Raw genomic sequence first — 22,643 nt, 5'->3', positions numbered from 1 at the left:
TCCCGCTGCGCCGCGGGTGACGGCGCCGAGAGACGACGGAGGAAGCGGAAAGACGCAGGGGCTTGCGCCGCGCGGCGCAAGCCCCTGCGTTCCGTGGCGCCACCCCGCGCGGGAGCGGGGTGGCGCCTGCGGGGTCACTCCATGTCCGCCAGCCACTCCTCGACGGCCTGCGCGGTGGACTCCGAGTGCTCCTCCAGAATCGTGAAGTGGTCCCCGGAGATCTTCACGACCTTGGCCGGGAGGTTCCACTGGGCCCGCCAGATGTCCTCGGGCACCTCGCGCAGTTGCTCGGAGAACGGGTCAGCGGCCTGGAGGAACAGCGTGGGCGTGCTGATCGGCTGCGCCTGCCACTCCATGAAGATGCGGTTGTAGCCTCCGCTCGCCGTGACACTCAGATCCGTGATGGACGAGTGCGTCCCGTCGCGCAGCAGCACCCCACTCATCATCGCGTCCGCCAGGTCGGTCCCCACCGCACCGCTGGCGGCGTAGCTGTCGAGGAGCACGAGCGCCGCCGCGGGCGTCCCGAGTTCCTCCAGCTTGGTGGCGACCGCGTGCGCGATCCACCCGCCCGCGGAACGGCCGACGAGGACGAACGGCTCACCGGCGGCGCAGCTGCGCGCCACTTCGGCCTGCACCCATGCGAGCGCGTCCACCGAGTCCGGCAGGCTCTCCCCCGGGGCGAACCCCGGCTGCGGGATCACGTAGACATCCCGCCGCCCGCGGAAGACGGCCGCAAACCGCGCGTACTCGTGAGGACCCGCGGTCACGCTGAACGACGGGAGGCAGATCAGCGCGGGACCGCTGTCACCACGAGCCAGCCGGAGGGGGACCGGCAGGCTCTCCACGTCGCTCGGGGAGGAGAAGGAGGGACTGATCGCGGAGGCGAGAATGCCGACCTGCATCGCCTCGGTGATCTTCCCCTGTTCACCCGCCTTCCGGTACAGCGCGGAGATGGTGACCGGCTCAGGACCGCTCGCCCCGGGCTCCGGAACGGCCGGGGCGGTGGCAGCCGAGGCCGCGGCGGAGGGATCACGGACGCCGTCCTCCACCAGCCGCGCCCGCACGTACGCCACCAGCGCGGCCGGCGTGGACTGGTCGAAGACCACGGTGGGCGGCAGCCGCAGACCGGTGACGGCGTTGAGGGCGTTGCGCAGTTCCAGCGCGGTCAACGAGTTGAAGCCCGACTCCAGGAACGTCACCCCGCTGTGCATCTCGTCGGTCGGCAGGTGCCCGAGCACGACCGCCGTCTGCGCACGGACCGTCTCCAGCAGGACCGCGTCCCACTCGGCCGCGGGCAGTGCGGCCAGACGCTGCCGCAGCACGACCGGCTCGTCGCGCACCGTTTCCACCGCACGGCGCGCCGGGGTCCGCACCAGGCTCCGCAGCAGCGCGGGAACCCCGGCGGGCCAGGACTGGCCGCGCAGCGCCGCGACGTTCAGCCGGGTCGGGACGAGCAGCGCACGGTCGTCCGCCAGACCGAGGCCGAACAGCGCCACGCCCTCCTCGGAGCTGAGGGGTGCCATCCCCGCACGGGAGATGCGCTGGGCGTCCACGTCGTCGAGCGCGCCGGTCATGGTGCTGGTCTCCTCCCAGGCACCCCACGCCAGGGAGACACCGGCCAGGCCCACGGCCCGGCGCGCTTGCGCGAGCGCGTCGAGGAAGGCGTTGGCCGCCGCGTAGTTGGCCTGACCGGCCGCTCCGAGGATGCCCGCCGCCGAGGAGAACAGCACGAAGGCCGACAGGCCGAGTTCGCGGGTGAGCTCGTGGAGGTTGAGCGCCGCGTCCACCTTGGGCCGCAGCGCTCCGTCCATGCGTTCCGGGTTGAGCGCGGAGATGATTCCGTCGTCCAGGACACCGGCCGAGTGGACCACACCCGCCAGCGGGCGATCCGCCGGGATGGTGTCCAGGAGTGCGGCGAGCGCATCGCGGTCCGCGGCGTCGCATGCCGCCACCGTGACCTCCGCACCCAGCGCCGTGAGCTCGGCCGCGGCTTCGGCCGCTCCCTCGGCCGCCGACCCGCGGCGGCTGGTCAGCAGCAGGTGCCGGACACCGCACTCGGTGACCAGGTGGCGGGCCACCAGCACACCGAGGGTGCCGGTGCCGCCGGTGATCAGGACGGTGTCCTGCGGGCCGAACGTCCCGCGCGGCACGGCCGTTGCCGTACCGGACGCGTCGAGTGCCGTGTCCCGTGCCTCGGCCACGGTGCCGTCGGCGGCGCCGTGCGAGGAGCGCGCCCGCACCAGCCGGGGCACCAGAGTGCTGCCACGGCGCACCGCCAGCTGCGGTTCGCCGGAGGCCACCGCGGCCCGCACGACCCGGCCGGCATCCTCCTGGTCCTCCAGCTCGTCCACGTCGAGCAGAACCAGCCGGTCCGGATTCTCCGACTGCGCGGAACGCACCAGGCCCCACACCACCGACTGTGCCAGACCTGGCACTTCCTCGCCGTCGACCGCCGCGACACTGCCGCGCGTCACCAGGACCAGGCACGAGGCGGCGAACCGTTCGTCCGCGAGCCACGCCTGCACCAGCGCCAGCGCCCGGTGCGCCGCACCGTGCACGGTGCCGGTCAGTCCGTCCGGGAAGCCGGTGGCTCCCCCGTCCGCCGGGTCCGACGGGGCGAACGGCGCCAGCACCACATCCGGCACCGCCACGCCCGCCTCGACGGCTTCACCGAGGGCGGCGAGGTCCGGGTGGGCATCGACACCGGCACCGGAGGCCAGCAGCGCCGCGGCCAGACCGATCCCCTCCTCGCCCAGCAGCGCCCATCGGCCGCCGGGCGCGGAGTCCGTCCGCGGCTCGGCCGCCGTCCACGCCACCTCGAAGAGCGACTCCTGCCGGCCGCCGCCCACCTGTCCAAGGGTGAACGGACGCAGCACCAGCGAGTCGACCGAGGCAACCGGCCGGCCGAGCTCGTCGGCAGCGGTCAGCACGACGGCGTCCGCGCCCTGCGAGGCGAAGCGCACCCGCAGCGTGGAGGCTCCCGAGGCGTACAGCCGGACCCCGCTCCAGACGAACGGCAGCCGGGCACGGCCGGCGTCCTCGACGAGCTTGCCGAGTCCGATCGCGTGCAGGGTGGCATCGAGCAGCGCCGGGTGCAGGGCGAAGCTCTCACCCTGCGGGCCGGCGTCGGCCTCCAGCGCCACCTCGGCGAAGACCTCGTCCGCCGCGCCGAGCCAGGCCCGCCGGAGCCCGCGGAACGCCGGACCGTAGCCCAGGCCGGACTCTTCCAGCCGGTCGTAGTGTCCGTCGAGGTCCACCTCGGTGGCACCCTCCGGAGGCCAGACCTTCAGGTCGTATCCGGCCTCCTGCGTGCCGGGGGCAACCACGCCGCTGGCGTGGCGTGTCCACTCCGCACCGTCAAGCCCTTCGGCGCGCGAGTGCACCGTCAGGCTGCGCTGTCCCGACGCGTCGGGAGCGCCCACGGCCATCTGCACCTGCAGCCCGCCCCGGTCCGGCAGCACCAGCGGCGCCTCCAGGGTGAGCTCTTCGACCCGGCCGCAGCCGACTTCGTCACCGGCGCGCACCGCCATGTCGACGAAGGCGGTGCCCGGCAGCAGCACGGTGCCGGACACCGTGTGGTCACCGAGCCACGGGTGAGCGTTGAGGCTCAGGCGGCCGGTGAACACATAGGTGTCCGTCTCGGCGACCCCGATCGCCGCGCCCAGCAAGGGGTGCTCGGCCGGGACAAGACCGGCTGACGTCACGTCACCGCTCGACTTGGAGGCATCCAGCCAGTAGCGCTCGCGCTGGAAGGGATAGGTGGGCAGGTCGACCCGACGCGCCCCACTGTCACCGAACAGCGACGCCCAATCCACATCGACTCCGCGCGCGTGCGCCTCGGCCAACGAGGTGAGCAGCCGCTCCCGACCGCCCTCACCACGGCGCAGAGTACCGATGGTCACCACCGGCCGGTCGGCACTCTCCGCCGACTCCTGCACGCCCATCAACAGCACCGGGTGCGCACTCGTCTCGATGAACGCACCATGACCCTCATCCAACAGCGTGGCAATGGCCTCGGCGAACTCCACCGTCTGCCGCAGATTCCGATACCAGTACCCCGCATCCAGACCCGAAGTGTCGATCCGGGCGCCAGTGACGGACGAATAGAACGGAACGCGGGCACTGCGCGGCTGGACCGGTGCCAGGGCCTCCAGCAGACGGCCCTCGATCTCCTCCACCTGCGCCGAATGCGAGGCGTAATCCACCGGCACCATCCGCGCCCGGACACCCTCAGCCTCCCACCCAGCCTGAAGCTCCAACAGCACCACACGCTCACCGGAAACCACCACCGAACCAGGACCGTTGACCGCAGCCACCGACACCGAGTCACCGAACCCACCGATCCGCTCAGCGACCCGCTCCACCGGCAACGCCACAGACAACATGCCGCCATCACCACTCAGACCCAGCAGCAACCCACTCCGCAGAGCAACAACCCGAGCAGCATCCTCCACAGTCAGCGCACCAGCCACACAAGCCGCCGCGATCTCACCCTGCGAATGACCCACCACCGCGGCAGGCTCCACACCATGGGACTCCCACACCGCGGCCAACGACACCATCACCGCCCACAACACCGGCTGGACCACATCAACCCGCTCCAGCCACACCCCCGACCCATCCCGCACCACATCAAGCAGCGACCAGTCCGTAAACGGCGCCAACGCAGCCGCACACTCAGCCATCCGAGCAGCGAACACCGGCGAAACCTCCAACAGCTCCACCGCCATCCCCAACCACTGCGAACCCTGACCCGGGAACACGAACACCACACCACCCGGGGAGCCCGACACCCCCCGGACGGCCTGGGCGGTGGCCTGGTCGTTGACGAGAGCGGTCAGCCCGCGAGCGAGTCCTTCGCGGTCCGTTCCGAGCACCACCGCGCGGTGCTCCAGGCTCGCCCGGCCGGTCGCCAGCGAGAACCCGGCCTCCACCAGGTCCAACTGCGGCTGGTCCTCGACGAAGGCAGCCAGCCGCCGGGCCTGCGCCCGCAACGCCTCCACACTCCGCGCCGACAACACCCACGGGACGAGGGCGACGGTCCCACCACTCGGCGCAGTCGCGTCCTCGGGCAGTTCAGGAGCCGGAACACCTTCGAGGATGACGTGGGCGTTGGTGCCACTGACACCAAAGGAGGACACAGCGGCCCTACGCGCCCGGCCCGTCTCGGGCCAGGCGATCTGCTCGGTCAGCAGCTCGACCGCGCCCGCCGTCCAGTCCACATGCGGCGTCGGCTCATCGACGTGGAGGGTCTGCGGCAGCACACCGTGCCGCATCGCCATCACCATCTTGATGATCCCGGCCGCGCCGGCGGCCGCCTGGGTGTGGCCGATGTTCGACTTCACCGAACCCAGCCACAACGGACGGTGGTCAGCGCGCTCCTGCCCATAAGTCGCCAGCAGCGCCTGCGCCTCGATCGGGTCACCCAGCGCCGTACCCGTGCCATGTGCCTCGACCGCGTCCACCTGATCGGCCGACAGCCGCGCGCTGGCCAGCGCCTGCTGGATCACCCGCTGCTGCGACGGACCGTTCGGCGCCGTCAGACCATTCGAGGCACCATCCTGGTTCACCGCCGAGCCACGGATGACCGCCAGCACCGGGTGACCGTTCCGCTCAGCGTCGGAGAGCCGCTCCACGAGCAGCATGCCCACGCCCTCGGACCAGCCGGTCCCATCCGCCGCACCCGCGAACGCCTTGCAGCGACCATCGGGGGAAAGGGCACGCTGGCGGCTGAACTCCACGAATCCCACTGGCGTGGACATCACGGTCACGCCGCCCGCGAGTGCCATCGAGCACTCACCCTGACGCAGCGACTGCGCCGCCAGATGCAGGGCCACCAGCGACGACGAACACGCCGTGTCCAGGGACACCGCGGGGCCCTCCAACCCGAAGATGTAGGAGATCCGGCCCGAGACCACGCTGCCCGCGCTCCCGGTGCTCAGCTGGCCTTCCACGGATTCGGGGGTCCGGGCGAAGCGGGCGGCGTAGTCCTGGCCCATCACGCCCGCGAACACGCCGACCCGCTCGCCGCGCACCGACAGCGGATCGATACCGGCGCGCTCGAACGCCTCCCAGGACGTTTCCAGGAGCAGCCGCTGCTGCGGATCCATGGCCACCGCCTCTCGCGGCGAGATCCCGAAGAACGCCGGGTCGAAGTCCGCCGCGTCATGCAGGAAGCCACCGTCGCGTGCGTAGCTGGTGCCCGTGTGCTCCGGGTCCGGGTGGTAGAGCGCATCAAGGTCCCAACCGCGGTCGGTGGGGAAGGGCGATATGCCGTCCCCACCCGCCGCGACCAGACGCCACAGGTCCTCGGGGGAGGCAATGCCGCCCGGGTAGCGGCAGGCCATACCGACGATGGCGATCGGCTCGTCGGCGGCCACGGATGCCGACGCCTTGGCTGGCGCACCGGCGCTGCCGGTGTCCGCCAGCTCGGCGTTCAGGTGCTTGGCGAGCGCCTCCGGCGTCGGGTAGTCGAAGATCAGCGTGGCAGGAAGCCGCAGCCCTGTCGCCGTGTTGAGCCGGTTGCGCAGTTCGATGGCGGTCAGCGAGTCGAAGCCGAGGTCGCGGAAGGAACGCTCGGCCACGATGGCGCCGGAGGACGTGTGCCCCAGCACGGCCGCCACATCGCTGCGGACCATGTTGAGCAGTGCCCGCTCCCGCTCGGCGCCGGAGAGCCCGGCGAGTTGCGGCGACGCCGCGCTCCCCGCCTCGGCGGCACGGCGGTTCGGCGCGCCGACGAGGCCGCGCAGCAGCGCCGGCACCTGGCCGGACTGGGCGCGCAGCCGCGCCACGGCCAGCCGCATGGGCACCAGCACGGACGCCTCAGCACCGTGGGCGGCGTCGAACAGCCCCAGCCCCTCCTCGTTGGAGAGTGCCTCGGAGCCATTGCGGGTCATGCGATCGACGTCGGCGCCGGTCAACTGACCCGTCACGCCGCTGCTCTGGGCCCACAGGCCCCAGGCGAGCGACTGCCCGGCCAGGCCCAGGCCGTGGCGGTGCTGCGCCAGAGCGTCGAGGAAGGCGTTGGCCGCGGCGTAGTTGCCCTGACCGGGCGCACCGAGGATCCCGGCAGCGGAAGAGAAGAGGACGAACGCGGACAGGTCGAGGTCGCGGGTCAGCTCGTGCAGATTCAGCGCGGCGTCCACCTTCGGACGCAGCACCGTCTCCAACCGCTCCGGCGACAACGACTCGATCACACCGTCATCCAGCACACCCGCCGTGTGAACAACACCCGTCAGCCGATGCTCGGCAGGGATCGTGCCCAGCAGCCCGGCCAGCGCCTCACGATCAGCCGCGTCACAAGCCACGACCGTCACCCGAGCACCCAGCCCGACCAGCTCATCACGCAGCCCGACCGCGCCCGGAGCCTCCACACCCCGGCGACTGGTCAGCAACAGATGCCGAACACCATGCTCAGCCACCAGATGCCGGGCCACCAACGCACCCAGAGCACCCGTGCCACCCGTCACCAAAACCGTGCCATCCACATCCCAGACGGGACCCGAATCGGCCGGCGCGGAGACCGCCGCACGCGCCAGACGCGGCACACGCACCACACCCGCCCGCACCGCCACCTGCGACTCACCCGAACCAACAACAGACGGCAGGACGGTCGCCGCATCAGCACCCTCGTCCACATCGACCAGAACGAACCGGTCCGGATTCTCCGACTGCGCGGAACGCACCAGACCCCACACCGCGGCATGCGCCAAGTCCGCAACGCCCTCACCGGCGCCCGTGTCAACGGCGCCGCGGGTCACCAACACCAGACGCGACGCGGCGAACCGCTCATCCCCCAGCCACTCCTGCACCAGCCCCAGAACACGACCAGTCGCACCACGCACGCCGGAGGCGAGGTCGGAGCGATCACCGTTGCTCACGGTGGTGTCGACCACGACGACTTCGGGTGCCTGGCTGTCATCCGCCGCCATCCGCTCTCGCAGAGCGTCGAGGTCGGGGTACGCCTCCGCGGTGGCCTGGCCCGTGTCCGATGCCGGGAAGAGGGGGCCGTCGGGTTCACCGAGCACCACCCAGCGGTCAGCCACGGTCCCGGCCGCGTCCTGCGGCACCGTCGGCAGGGCGACCCAGTCCAGGCGGAACAGCAAGTCGCGCGCGGCGGAATGGCTGTCGCGCAGCTTGTCCACCGCTACCGCTCGCATGGTCAGTTCGGCTACGCGGCTCACCAGTCGGCCGGTGCCATCGGCCAGTTCCAGCGACACGGCTTCGGGGCCGCTCGACGTCAGCCGTGCCCGCACCACCGAAGCACCCGCCGCGTGCAGCGACACGCCGCGCCAGGAGAACGGCAGCCAAGCCTGACCCTGATCGCCGGAGGGAGCCTGGAGGAGCCCGCCGAGGCCGATCGCATGCAGGGTGGCATCGAGCAGTGCAGGGTGCAGGCCGAACGCGCGGGCATCGGCCTCGGCCACCTCCGGCAGCGCGACCTCGGCGAAGACCTCTTCGCCACGCTGCCAAACGCCCCGCAGACCCCGGAACGCGGGCCCGTAGTCATACCCGGAATCGGCCAGACCGTCGTAGACGCCCTCGAGGTCGACCGCGGTGGCGTCCTGCGGCGGCCACACCGCCAGAGTGGACTCGTCCGCGTGCGGACGTGCGTCGGCCGGTGCGAGCACACCGGTGGCGTGCCGGGTCCAGCCGTCGTCGTGGGAAGCGTCGGCGATCACCGGTTGCGCCGTCTCCGGAGCCGGTCGGGAGTACACATCCAGCTGCCGCCGCCCCGCGTCATCCGTGGCACCGACCGCCAACTGCACCTGCACCGCACGATCGTCGGGCAGGAGGAGCGGCGCTTCGACCGTCAGCTCCTCGACCTGGCCACAACCCACCTCGTCACCGGCGCGCACCGCCAGCTCCACGAACGCGGCGCCAGGCAGCAACACCGACCCGGCCATCGCATGGTCGGCCAACCACGGCTGCGCGTCCAGGGACAGCCGCCCCGTCAGCACGGCCCCATCGGTGCCGGCCAGTACCACTACAGCGCCCAGCAGGGGGTGATCCACCGATCCCAGGCCGGCCGAGGAAACGTTCTCCGGGCGGATGTCGGACGGGTTCGGCCAGTAGTGCTGGTGCTGGAAGGCGTAGGTGGGCAGGTCGACCCGGCGGGCGCCGGTACCAGCGAAGACCGCCTCCCAGTCCAGTTCACCACCCTGGACATACAGCGCCGACACCGCGGTCAGCAGCGTCTGCTCCTCGGAGCGGTCACGACGCAGGACAGGGACGAGCACGGCCTCGCTGTCCTCGGCCAGGCAGTCGCGGGCCATGGCGGAGAGCGTCCCGTCCGGACCCAGCTCCAGGAACCGGGTCACACCCTGAGCCTCCAGCGTGCGAACACCGGCGGCGAACAGCACCGCCTCCCGCACATGCCGCACCCAGTACTCCGCCGAGCACAGCTCCTCAGCCGACGCGATCTCACCCGTCACATTCGAAACCACCGGGATGCGAGGAGCCTCGAAAGCAATCCCCGCCGCGACCCGCCGGAAGTCCTCCAGCATGCCGTCCATGTGCGGCGAGTGGAACGCGTGACTGACCCGCAACTGCTTCGTCTTCACACCCGAGGCGGCAAAACCCTCACCGATACGCGCCACAGCCTCGGCATCACCGGAAATCACCACAGACAACGGACCGTTGACCGCAGCCACCGACACACCGGCGGTGCCGACAAGCGCCGACCGGACATCCTCCTCCGGAGCCGCGATGGACACCATCGCACCACCCTGCGGCAGAGCCTGCATCAAACGAGCGCGCGCGGCCACCAACGCCGCCGCATCCGCCAGCGAGAGCACACCCGCCACATGCGCGGCCGACAACTCACCGATCGAATGCCCAGCCACGAAGTCGGAACGGATCCCCCACGACTCGATCAGCCGGAAGAGAGCCACCTCGATCGCGAACAGCGCAGGCTGGGTGAACCCCGTCTGATCCAGCACATCGGCCTCAGACGCGAAGATCACCTCACGCAGCGACCGCTCCAAATGAACGTCCAACTCCGCACACACCGCATCGAACGCCTCCACGAACACCGGGAAACGCTCACACAACTCACGGCCCATACCAACACGCTGCGCACCCTGACCCGTGAACAACACCGCGAGCTTCCCGCTGGACACCACGCCCTGAACCGTGTCGGCCGGGGCCTGACCGGCAGCCAGCGCCTCAAGAGCCGCACGGAACTCCGCACGATCCGAGGCCACCAGCGCGGCCCGGTACTCCAACGCAGCTCGCGAGACCGCCAGTGAATAGCCGACATCCGCCAGGCTCACATCAGACCGGGACCCCACGAACGCGGACAGACCCGCCGCCTGCCCCCGCAGCGCCTCCGCGCTCCGCGCAGACACCACCCATGGCACCACACCATCGGTGGCTCGCTGATCGGCCGATTCTGTATCGGCGGCCGGAACGCCTTCGAGGATGACGTGCGCGTTGGTGCCGCTGACACCGAACCCGGAGACGGCGGACCGGCGCGGCTGGCCGGTCTCCGGCCAGGCCACCTGCTCGGTCAACAGCCGCACGGCACCCGCCGACCAGTCCACCTTCGTGGACGGCTGGTCCACGTGCAGGGTCTGCGGCAGCACACCGTGCCGCATCGCCATCACCATCTTGATGATCCCTGCAACACCCGCAGCAGCCTGCGTGTGACCCAGATTCGACTTCACCGAACCCAGCCACAACGGACGGTCGTCGGGACGACCCTGCCCGTACGTCGCCAGCAGCGCCTGCGCCTCGATCGGGTCACCCAGCGCCGTACCGGTGCCATGTGCCTCGACCGCGTCGACCTGGTCAGCGGTCAGACCGGCACTCGTCAGCGCCTGACGGATGACCCGCTGCTGCGAGGGACCGTTCGGCGCCGTCAGACCACTGCTGGCACCGTCCTGGTTCACCGCCGAGCCTCGGATGACCGCCAGCACGGGGTGGCCGTTGCGGCGGGCGTCCGACAGCCGCTCCACGAGCAGCATGCCCACGCCCTCGGCCCAGCCCGTGCCGTCGGCGGCGTCGGCGAACGCCTTGCAACGACCGTCGGAGGCCAGCCCGCCCTGTCGGCTGAACTCCACGAAAGCGCCCGGCGTCGACATCACGGTCACGCCGCCGGCCAGTGCCATCGAACAGTCACCACGGCGCAGTGCCTGGCAGGCGAGGTGGAGGGTCACCAGCGACGAGGAGCACGCCGTGTCGACGGTGACCGCCGGTCCCTCCAGACCGAAGGAGTACGCCACCCGGCCGGAGAGGATGCTGCCGGCGCTGCCGTTACCGAGAAAACCGTCACCGCCGCCGGGCGTCCGCTCCACGAGCCCCGCGTAGTCGTGGTACATGAGTCCGGCGAATATGCCGACCTGGCTGCCGTGCAGCGACAGCGGATCGATACCGGCCCGCTCGAACGCCTCCCAGGACGCCTCGAGCAGCAGCCGCTGCTGCGGGTCCATCGCCAGCGCTTCACGCGGCGAGATCCCGAAGAACCCGGCGTCGAACTTCGCCGCACCGTCGAGGAATCCACCCTCATGGGTGTGACTCGCGCCCTTCGCCTCGGGGTCGGGATTGCGCAGTGCATCCAGGTCCCAGCCGCGATCAGTGGGGAAATCCGCCACCCCGTCGCCTCCTGAGGAAAGGAGTTCCCACAGGGCGTCAGGGGAGTCGATGCCGCCCGGATAGCGGCAGCTCATCCCGACGATGGCAATCGGTTCCGTCGATACTTTGGCGAGCTGCTGATTTTGTTGCCGCAGCCGCTCATTCTCTTTCAGAGAGGCACGCAGTGCCTCGACGATCTTCTCGGTAGAAGTGCTCACATTATCCTCCGCAACCGGCACTTTCGATTTCTTTATTCCTGAGCATTGCCCAGTGCCCGCTGCACGAGGCTTTCCACGTTCAATTCGTCGATGAGGTCCAGGTCCGTCGCGTTGCTTTCGTCCTGCGGCTCGTCGCTCTCGGATTCCGGTTGGGCCAGCTGAAGCAGTACGTCCAGCAGGCCCGCCTGCCGGAACCGGCTGATCGGAATGGACGCCAGCGCTGCTCGCAGCTCGGCCTCCGCGGGGTCGGTGTCCCCCGCCCCGCCGGCGCTCGGGAAGAGCTCCTCGCGGAGGTGCTGCGCGAGGGCGAAGGGCGTGGGGAAGTCGAACAGCAGCGTCGACGGCAGCCGCAGGCCCGTGTCGGCACCCAGGACGTTGCGCAGCTCGACGGCGGTCAGCGAGTCGAAGCCCGAGTCCAGGAAGCCCGCACGGGGCGGGAGCGCGTCCTGACTGGCGTGTCCGAGTACCGCCGCAGCCCGCGTGCGGACGAGGTCTAGGAGTACACGCTCACGGTCGGACTCGGGAGTGGCCAGAAGCTGCTCCTTCATCCCGCTCTCCTGGCCCCGACCCGCCTCGGCGACACGCCGTGCGGGCGTCCGCACCAGGGAGCGCAGCACTGCGGGGAGACCCGGCTGACCTGCCAGCGCAGCGCCGTTCACATGCAGCGCGGCCAGTGTGGCATCGCCCGCCGCTCGTGCCGCGTCCAGCAGCGCCAGACCATCGGACTCCGACAACGGACGCAGACCCGCACGCGTCATACGCGAGACATCCGCCTCCGACAGACCACCGGTCATGCCACCGGCCTGAGCCCACAGGCCCCAGGCGAGCGACTGCCCCACCAGACCCTCCGCACGACGCCGCTCAGCCAACGCGTCCAAGAACGCATTCGCCGCCGCGTAGTTGCCCTGACCCGACGCGCCGAGAAGCCCGGCCGCCGAGGAGAAGAGCACGAACGCGGACAGGTCGAGGTCACGAGTCAACTCGTGCAGATTCAGCGCGGCATCCACCTTCGGACGCAGCACCGTCTCCAACCGCTCCAGCGACAACGACTCCATCACACCGTCATCCAGCACACCCGCCGTGTGAACAACACCCGTCAGCGGATACTCGGCAGGGATCGTGCCCAGCAGCCCGGCCAGCGCCTCACGATCAGCCGCGTCACAAGCCACGACCGTCACCCGAGCACCCAGCCCGACCAGCTCATCACGCAGCCCGACCGCGCCCGGAGCCTCCACACCCCGGCGACTGGTCAGCAACAGATGCCGAACACCATGCTCAGCCACCAGATGCCGGGCCACCAACGCACCCAGAGCACCCGTGCCACCCGTCACCAAAACCGTGCCATCCACATCCCAGACGGGACCCGAATCGGCCGGCGCGGAGACCGCCGCACGCGCCAGACGCGGCACACGCACCACACCCGCCCGCACCGCCACCTGCGACTCACCCGAACCAACAACAGACGGCAGGACGGTCGCCGCATCAGCACCCTCGTCCACATCGACCAGAACGAACCGGTCCGGATTCTCCGACTGCGCGGAACGCACCAGACCCCACACCGCGGCATGCGCCAGATCCGCAACACCCTCACCGCCACCCGTGGCAACGGCGCCGCGGGTCACCAACACCAGACGCGACGCGGCGAACCGCTCATCCCCCAGCCACTCCTGCACCAGCCCCAGAACACGACCAGTCGCACCACGCACATCCGCAGCACTGGACCCACCGGACAAGCACGGCACCAGCACCACATCCGGCACCACACCACCAGCACCCAGCGAAGCAAGATCCGAAACGACCTCACCCACGCCCAACGACGCCGGCAGACCAGAATCCTCCGAACCCAGCACCGCCCAACCAGCAGCACCCACACCAGCCTCAGCCACCGACAGCGACGCCGACAGCGACTGCCAATCCACCCGGAACAGGGAGTCCTGACGGGTTCCCTGGCCCGCACGGAGCTGTTCCGCGGACAGCGGCCGAACCACCAGCGATTCGATGGACGCGACCGACTGTCCCGAGCCGTCGGCAACGGTCATCGACACCGCGTCGGTGCCGGTGGGCGTCAGCGCTACACGCAGCACGGACGCACCCGTCGCGTGGAGGGACACCCCGCTCCAGGAGAACGGGAGATGAGCCTGACGGGACTGTTCCGAGTCACCGACCGCCATGGCGTGCAAGGCGGCGTCGAGGAGGGCCGGGTGCAGACCGAAGCGGTCGGCCTCGGAGCTGATCCCCTCCGGCAGAGCGACCTCGGCAAAGGTCTCCTCACCACGCCGCCACACCGAACGCAGCCCCTGGAACGACGGCCCATACACCAGACCCGCATCCGCGAACCGCTCATACAGACCGGCAAGCTCCACCACCTCCGCACCCACCGGAGGCCACTCCACCAAACCAACCGACGACAACGCCACACCACCAGCGACCAACGACCCACTGGCATGCCGCGTCCACGGCTCATCCACCCCCAACTCAGCCGAGCGCGAATAGAACACAAACCCACACCGGCCACCCTCACCGGCCGCCGACACAGAAATCTGAAGCTGCACCGCCCCCCGCTCAGGCAAAACCAGAGGAGCCTCCAACGTCAGCTCCTCCACACGATCACACCCGACCTGATCCCCGGCTCGCATGGCGAGTTCAAGGATGGCCGTTCCCGGGACCACGGTGATGCCTGAGACGGCGTGGTCGGCGAGCCATGGGTGCGTGTCCACGCTGAGCCGTCCGGTGAACAGGTAGCCGTCGTCTTCCGCCAGTCCCACAGCGGCACCCAGCAACGGGTGATCGGCGGGGGCGAGGCCCGCCGAGGTGACGTCACCTGCCGGAGCGGTGGCGTCCAGCCAGTAATGCTGGTGCTGGAAGGCGTAGGTGGGCAGGTCGACCCGGCGGGCGCCGGTACCGGCAAAGACCGCCTCCCAGTCCAGTTCACCACCCTGGACATACAGCGCGGACACCGCGGTCAGCAGCGTCTGCTCCTCGGAGCGGTCACGACGCAGGACAGGGACGAGCACGGCCTCGCTGTCCTCGGCCAGGCAGTCCCGAGCCATCGCCGAGAGCGTCCCATCCGGACCCAACTCCAGGAACCGGGTCACCCCCTGAGCCTCCAGCGTGCGAACACCGGCGGCGAACAGCACCGCCTCCCGCACATGCCGCACCCAGTACTCCGCCGAGCACAGCTCCTCAGCCGACGCGATCTCACCCGTCACATTCGAAACCACCGGGATGCGAGGAGCCTCGAAAGCAATCCCCGCCGCGACCCGCCGGAAGTCCTCCAGCATGCCGTCCATATGCGACGAGTGGAACGCGTGACTGACCCGCAACTGCTTCGTCTTCACACCCGAGGCGGCAAAACCCTCACCGATACGCGCCACAGCCTCGGCATCACCGGAAATCACCACAGACACCGGACCGTTGACCGCAGCCACCGACACACCGGCGGTGCCGACAAGCGCCGACCGGACATCCTCCTCCGGAGCCGCGATGGACACCATCGCACCACCCTGCGGCAGAGCCTGCATCAAACGGGCACGAGCAGCCACCAACGCCGCCGCATCCGCCAGCGAGAGCACACCCGCCACATGCGCGGCCGACAACTCACCGATCGAATGCCCAGCCACGAAGTCGGAACGGATCCCCCACGACTCGATCAGCCGGAAGAGAGCCACCTCGATCGCGAACAGCGCAGGCTGGGTGAACCCCGTCTGATCCAGCACATCGGCCTCAGACGCGAAGATCACCTCACGCAGCGACCGCTCCAAATGAACGTCCAACTCCGCACACACCGCATCGAACGCCTCCACGAACACCGGAAAACGCTCACACAACTCACGGCCCATACCAACACGCTGCGCACCCTGACCCGTGAACAACACCGCGAGCTTGCCGGAACCCGCGACACCCTCGACCGCACCCGCCGGGGCCTCACCAGCAGCCAGCGCCTCAAGAGCCGCACGGAACTCCGCACGATCCGAAGCCACCACCGCCGCACGGTACTCCAACGCAGACCGCGACACCGCCAGCGAATACCCGACATCCACCAGGCTCACATCAGACCGAGACCCCACGAACGCGGACAGACCCGCCGCCTGCCCCCGCAGCGCCTCCGCGCTCCGCGCAGACACCACCCACGGCACCGCCACACCGGCGGCTCGCTGATCGGCCGATTCGGTGTCAGCGGCATCACTCGGTGTGGATTGCTCGATGATGACGTGGGCGTTGGTCCCACTGATCCCGAAGGAGGACACACCCGCCCGGCGGGGCCGGCCCGTCTCGGGCCAGGCGATCTGCTCGGTCAGCAGCTCGACCGCGCCCGCCGACCAGTCAATGTGCGGCGACGGCTCGTCGACGTGGAGGGTCTGCGGCAGCACACCGTGCCGCATCGCCATCACCATCTTGATGATCCCTGCAACACCCGCGGCCGCCTGCGTGTGACCCAGGTTCGACTTCACCGAACCCAGCCACAACGGACGGTCCGGAGAGCGGTCCTTGCCGTAGGTGGCCTGGAGCGCCTGGGCCTCGATGGGGTCGCCCAGGGTGGTGCCCGTGCCGTGCGCCTCGACGACGTCCACCTGATCGGCGGAGAGGCGGGCGTTCGACAGCGCCTGGCGGATCACGCGCTGCTGCGAGGGACCGTTCGGCGCCGTCAGACCATTGGACGCGCCGTCCTGGTTCACCGCCGAACCCCGCACCACGGCCAGCACCTGGTGGCCGTTCCGCTCGGCGTCCGACAGCCGCTCCAGCACCAGCATGCCGACGCCTTCGCCCCATCCGGTGCCGTCCGCCGCGCCCGCGAAGGACTTGCAGCGGCCGTCGGAGGCCAGACCACGCTGTCGGCTGAACTCCACGAAGACACCGGGGGTGGACATCACGGTCACGCCGCCCGCGAATGCCATCGTGCACTCGCCCTGGCGCAGCGCCTGCGCCGCCAGGTGCAGGGCGACCAGCGAAGACGAGCACGCGGTGTCCACGGTGACCGCGGGACCCTCAAGGCCCAGGGTGTACGAGATACGGCCAGTGGCCACGCTGCCCGAGCTGCCGTTGCCGAGGTAGCCCTCCAGCCCCTCCGGGATCTCCCGCACCCGTGCGCCGTAGTCGTGGTACATCACGCCGGTGAACACGCCGGTGCGGCTGCCGCGCAGCGACTGCGGGTCGATGCCGGCACGCTCCAGCGCCTCCCACGAGGTCTCCAGCAGCAGCCGCTGCTGCGGGTCCATCGCCAGTGCCTCACGTGGCGAGATCCCGAAGAACGCAGCGTCGAAGTCCGCAGCGTCGTGCAGGAATCCGCCCTCACGGGCGTAGCTGGTGCCCGAGCGACCCGGATCCGAGTCGAAGAGGCCGTCCAGCTCCCAGCCACGGTCGGTGGGGAAGGCGGACACGCCGTCGCCTCCGGATGCCACCAGCTGCCAAAGGTCCTCCGGCGACAGCACCCCGCCCGGGTAGCGGCAGCTCATGCCGATGATCGCGATCGGCTCGTCGTCCGTTGCCGAGGCCGAGACGGCCGGAAGCGCTGTGGCCGCCGCCAGGGCGTCGTCGCCCAGAAGCTCGGTCCGCAGCAGGTCCGCGATCGCGGTCGGCGTGGGGTGGTCGAAGACCAGCGTGGCTGGCAGTCGGAGTCCCGTGTCCGCGATCAGCCTGTTGCGCAGTTCCACGGCAGTCAGCGAGTCGAAGCCGACTTCCTTGAACGCACGCAGGGGCTGCACCGCGTCCGGTGAACCATGCCCGAGCACAGCCGCCACGTGGCCACGGACGAGGTCGAGGAGTACACGCTCACGGTCCTGCGCGGGAGTGGCCAGGAGTCGTTCCTTCAGCCCGCCCTCCTGGGCCCGCCCGGCATCGGCGACGCGCCGGGGCGAGGTGCGCACCAGAGAGCGCAGCACTGCCGGGAGACCTGCCTGACCAGCCAGCACGGAGGAGTTCAGGTGCACCGGAGCCAGTACGGCATCGTCCGCCGCGCGGGCGGCGTCGAGGAGGGCCAGCCCGTCGGACTCCGACAGCGGGCGCATCCCCGCACGCGTCATACGCGAGACATCCGCCTCCGACAGACCACCGGTCATGCCACTGTTCTGGGCCCACAGGCCCCAGGCGAGCGACTGCCCGGCCAGGCCCAGGCCGTGGCGGTGCTGCGCCAGAGCGTCGAGGAAGGCGTTGGCCGCGGCGTAGTTGCCCTGACCGGGCGCGCCGAGGAGCCCGGCCGCCGAGGAGAAGAGCACGAACGCGGACAGGTCGAGGTCGCGGGTCAGCTCGTGCAGATTCAGCGCGGCGTCCACCTTCGGACGCAGCACCGTCTCCAACCGCTCCGGCGACAACGACTCGATCACACCGTCATCCAGCACACCCGCCGTGTGAACGACACCCGTCAGCGGATACTCGGCGGGGATCGTGCCCAGCAGCCCGGCCAGCGCCTCACGATCAGCCGCGTCACAAGCCACGACCGTCACCCGAGCACCCAGCCCGGCCAGCTCATCACGCAGCCCGACCGCGCCCGGAGCCTCCACACCCCGGCGACTGGTCAGCAACAGATGCCGAACACCATGCTCAGCCACCAGATGTCGGGCCACCAACGCACCCAGAGCACCCGTGCCACCCGTCACCAAAACCGTGCCATCCACATCCCAGACGGGACCGGAATCGGCGGGCGCGGAGACCGCCGCACGCGCCAGACGCGGCACACGCACCACACCCGCCCGCACCGCCACCTGCGACTCACCCGAATCGACAACAGACGGCAGGACGGTCGCCGCATCAGCACCCTCGTCCACATCGACCAGAACGAACCGGTCCGGATTCTCCGACTGCGCGGAACGCACCAGACCCCACACCGCGGCATGCGCCAAGTCCGCAATGCCCTCACCGGCGCCCGTGTCAACGGCGCCGCGGGTCACCAACACCAGACGCGACGCGGCGAACCGCTCATCCCCCAGCCACTCCTGCACCAGCCCCAGAACACGACCAGTCGCACTCCGCAGCCTCGACGAGACGTCGGAAGCCTCGTCTTCGTCATCGGCGGCGACGACGAGAGGAACGAAGACGGTGTCGAGTATCTCTTCCGATCCTGCCGCGTCCGTCAGAAAAGCGACGGAGAGCTGGGGCAGCCCGAGGGCGGATGCCAGCCCGAGCGGATCGTCGTCCAGGACCGCCCACCGCTGAGTGGCCGGGGCCGGGCTGGCCGGAAGCGCCAGGGGCTGCCAGTCCATCCGGTACAGCGACTGCTGGTGCCCGCTCGCGAGCTGGTCTCGGGATATGGGGCGCAGTACGAGGGAATCGACCACGGCGACCGGCGCCCCGGTGCCGTCACTGACAGTCAGTGAAACCGCGTCAGCACCTGCAGGCGCGAGCCGTACCCGCAGAACGGATGCGCCGACGGCGTACAGCGACACGCCACCCCATGAGAACGGAAGGCGCGCGCCATCGGGTCCCTCCAGGCCGTCGGCACCCATGGCGTGGAGGACGGCGTCGAGGAGGGCCGGGTGCAGACCGAAGCGGTCGGCCTCGGAGCTGATCCCCTCCGGCAGAGCGACCTCGGCAAAGGTCTCCTCACCACGCCGCCACACCGAACGCAGCCCCTGGAACGACGGCCCATACACCAGACCCGCATCCGCGAACCGCTCATACAGACCGGCAAGCTCCACCACCTCCGCACCCACCGGAGGCCACTCCACCAAACCAACCGACGACAACGCCACACCACCAGCGACCAACGACCCACTGGCATGCCGCGTCCACGGCTCATCCACCCCCAACTCAGCCGAGCGCGAATAGAACACAAACCCACACCGGCCACCCTCACCGGCCGCCGACACAGAAATCTGAAGCTGCACCGCCCCCCGCTCAGGCAAAACCAGAGGAGCCTCCAACGTCAGCTCCTCCACACGATCACACCCGACCTGATCCCCGGCCTGAAGGGCCAGTTCCACGAAGGCGGTGCCGGGCAGCAGTGCCGAGCCCATCACCTCGTGATCGGCGACCCAGGGGTGGGTGCGCAGCGACAGCAGGCCGGTCAACAGCAACCCGTCGTCGTTGGCCAACGACATGGCCGCGCCAAGCAGCGGGTGGTCGGCCGCGTTGAGTCCCGCCGCGGTGACGTCACCCGACGAAGGAGCAGGGTCCTTCGGCCAGTAGTGCTGGTGCTGGAAGGCGTAGGTGGGCAGGTCGACCCGGCGGGCGCCGGTACCGGCGAAGACCGCCTCCCAGTCGGCAGCGACACCATGCACGTACAGCTGCCCGAGGGCCGTCAGCAGCGTCTGCTCCTCGGAGCGGTCACGACGCAGGACAGGGACGAGCACGGCCTCACCGTCCTCGGCCAGGCAGTCCCGAGCCATCGCCGAGAGCGTCCCATCCGGACCCAGCTCCAGGAACCGGGTCACCCCCTGAGCCTCCAGCGCACCGATCCCATCGGCGAAACGCACAGCGTCGCGCACATGCCGCACCCAGTACTCCGCCGAGCACAGCTCCTCAGCCGACGCGATCTCACCCGTCACATTCGAAACCACCGGGATGCGAGGAGCCTCGAAAGCAATCCCCGCCGCGACCCGCCGGAAGTCCTCCAGCATGCCGTCCATGTGCGGCGAGTGGAACGCGTGACTGACCCGCAACTGCTTCGTCTTCACACCCGAGGCGGCAAAACCCTCACCGATACGCGCCACAGCCTCGGCATCACCGGAAATCACCACAGACACCGGACCGTTGACCGCAGCCACCGACACACCGGCGGTGCCGACAAGCGCCGACCGGACATCCTCCTCCGGAGCCGCGATGGACACCATCGCACCACCCTGCGGCAGAGCCTGCATCAAACGGGCACGAGCAGCCACCAACGCCGCCGCATCCGCCAGCGAGAGCACACCCGCCACATGCGCGGCCGACAACTCACCGATCGAATGCCCAGCCACGAAGTCGGAACGGATCCCCCACGACTCGATCAGCCGGAAGAGAGCCACCTCGATCGCGAACAGCGCAGGCTGGGTGAACCCCGTCTGATCCAGCACATCGGCCTCAGACGCGAAGATCACCTCACGCAGCGACCGCTCCAAATGAACGTCCAACTCCGCACACACCGCATCGAACGCCTCCACGAACACCGGAAAACGCTCACACAACTCACGGCCCATACCAACACGCTGCGCACCCTGACCCGTGAACAACACCGCGAGCTTGCCGGAACCCGCGACACCCTCGACCGCACCCGCCGGGGCCTCACCAGCAGCCAGCGCCTCAAGAGCCGCACGGAACTCCGCACGATCCGAAGCCACCACCGCCACACGGTACTCCAACGCAGACCGCGACACCGCCAGCGAATACCCGACATCCACCAGGCTCACATCAGACCGAGACCCCACGAACGCGGACAGACCCGCCGCCTGCCCCCGCAGCGCCTCCGCGCTCCGCGCAGACACCACCCACGGCACCGCCACACCGGCCACATCCGCGGCGGGCTGCTCCGCAACAGGCTCGGCCTCAGCGGCCGGAGCGCCCTCCAGGATGACGTGCGCGTTGGTGCCGCTGACGCCGAAGGAAGACACACCCGCCCGGCGCGGCTGGCCGGTCTCCGGCCAGGCCACCTGCTCGGTCAACAGCCGCACCGCGCCCGCGGACCAGTCCACCTTCGTGGACGGCTGGTCCACGTGCAGGGTCTGCGGCAGCACACCGTGCCGCATCGCCATCACCATCTTGATGATCCCTGCAACACCCGCAGCAGCCTGCGTGTGACCCACATTCGACTTCACCGAACCCAGCCACAACGGACGACCCTCGGCACGCTCCTGCCCATAAGTCGCCAGCAGCGCCTGCGCCTCGATCGGGTCACCCAACGCCGTCCCGGTGCCATGGGCCTCGACCGCGTCCACCTGATCGGCGGACAGCCGGGCGCTGGCCAGCGCCTGCTGGATCACCTGTCGCTGGGCGGGGCCGTTGGGCGCGGTCAGGCCGTTCGATGCGCCGTCCTGGTTGACGGCCGAACCGCGGATGACCGCCAGCACCGGGTGACCGTTGCGCTGCGCGTCCGACAGCCGCTCCAGCACCAGCATGCCGACGCCCTCGGCCATGGCCGTGCCGTCGGCCGCGTCGGCGAATGCCTTGACCCGGCCGTCGACGGCCAGCCCGCGCTGGCGGCTGAACTCCTGGAAGATGCTGGGCGTGCCCATCACGGTGACGCCGCCGGCCAACGCCAACGTGCACTCACCCTGGCGCAGCGCCTGGCCCGCCAGGTGCAGGGTCACCAGGGAGGACGAGCACGCGGTGTCGACGGTGACCGCAGGGCCCTCCAGACCCAGGGTGTACGACACCCGGCCGGACAGCACGCTGGCCACGGCGCCGGTCATCAGATAGCCGTCGAACTCGTCGGACGACCGTTCCATGCAGGCCGCGTAGTCCTGGCCGTTGGTGCCGGCGAAGACGCCGATCCGGCTGCCCCGTACGGACTGCGGGTCGATACCGGCGCGCTCCAGCGCCTCCCACGAGGTCTCCAGCAGCAGCCGCTGCTGCGGGTCCATCGCCACGGCCTCACGCGGCGAGATCCCGAAGAACCCGGCATCGAATCCGGCGGGGTCGTCGAGGAAGCCGCCCTGCCGCACATAGCTGGTACCCGGGTTGTCGGGGTCCGGGTCGAACAGCCCCTCCAGGCCCCAGCCACGGTCCGCCGGGAAATCCGAAATGCCGTCACCGCCGGTGGCGAGCAGCTGCCACAGTTCCTCGGGCGTGCTGACACCGCCCGGGAAGCGGCAGCTCATGCCGACGATAGCGATCGGCTCCTGGTCCCTGGCATCCAGCACACGCAGGCGCTCGTGCGCCTGCTCCAGGTCAGCCGTTACTCGCTTGAGGAAGTAACGAAGCTTTTCTTCATTCCCCATCAGA

At 70.0% G+C, this 22,643-nt stretch carries 2 protein-coding genes; both read right to left on the bottom strand.

The annotated features are described in order from the left end of the window. Positions 1-134: 134 nt before the first annotated feature. A complete protein-coding gene (locus AC4BEG_RS30130; RefSeq protein WP_490702833.1) occupies positions 135-11,792 on the bottom strand; it encodes a type I polyketide synthase in 11,658 nt (3,885 codons plus the stop codon). 32 nt (positions 11,793-11,824) lie between these two features. After that, positions 11,825-22,639, bottom strand: coding sequence for a type I polyketide synthase (locus tag AC4BEG_RS30125; protein WP_490702832.1), 10,815 nt, complete (start codon positions 22,637-22,639; stop codon positions 11,825-11,827). Positions 22,640-22,643 lie beyond the last annotated feature (4 nt).

The organism is Streptomyces sp. JLBJ103 (genome assembly GCF_058215575.1).
The sequence above is the reverse complement of the archived record's forward strand: the minus strand, read 5'-3'. Positions and strand labels throughout refer to the sequence as shown.

Coding starts and splice junctions, on each gene's coding strand:
- AC4BEG_RS30125 (WP_490702832.1), bottom strand. CDS start 22,639: ATGGGGAATGAAGAAAAGCTTCGTTACTTCCTCAAGCGAGTAACGGCT.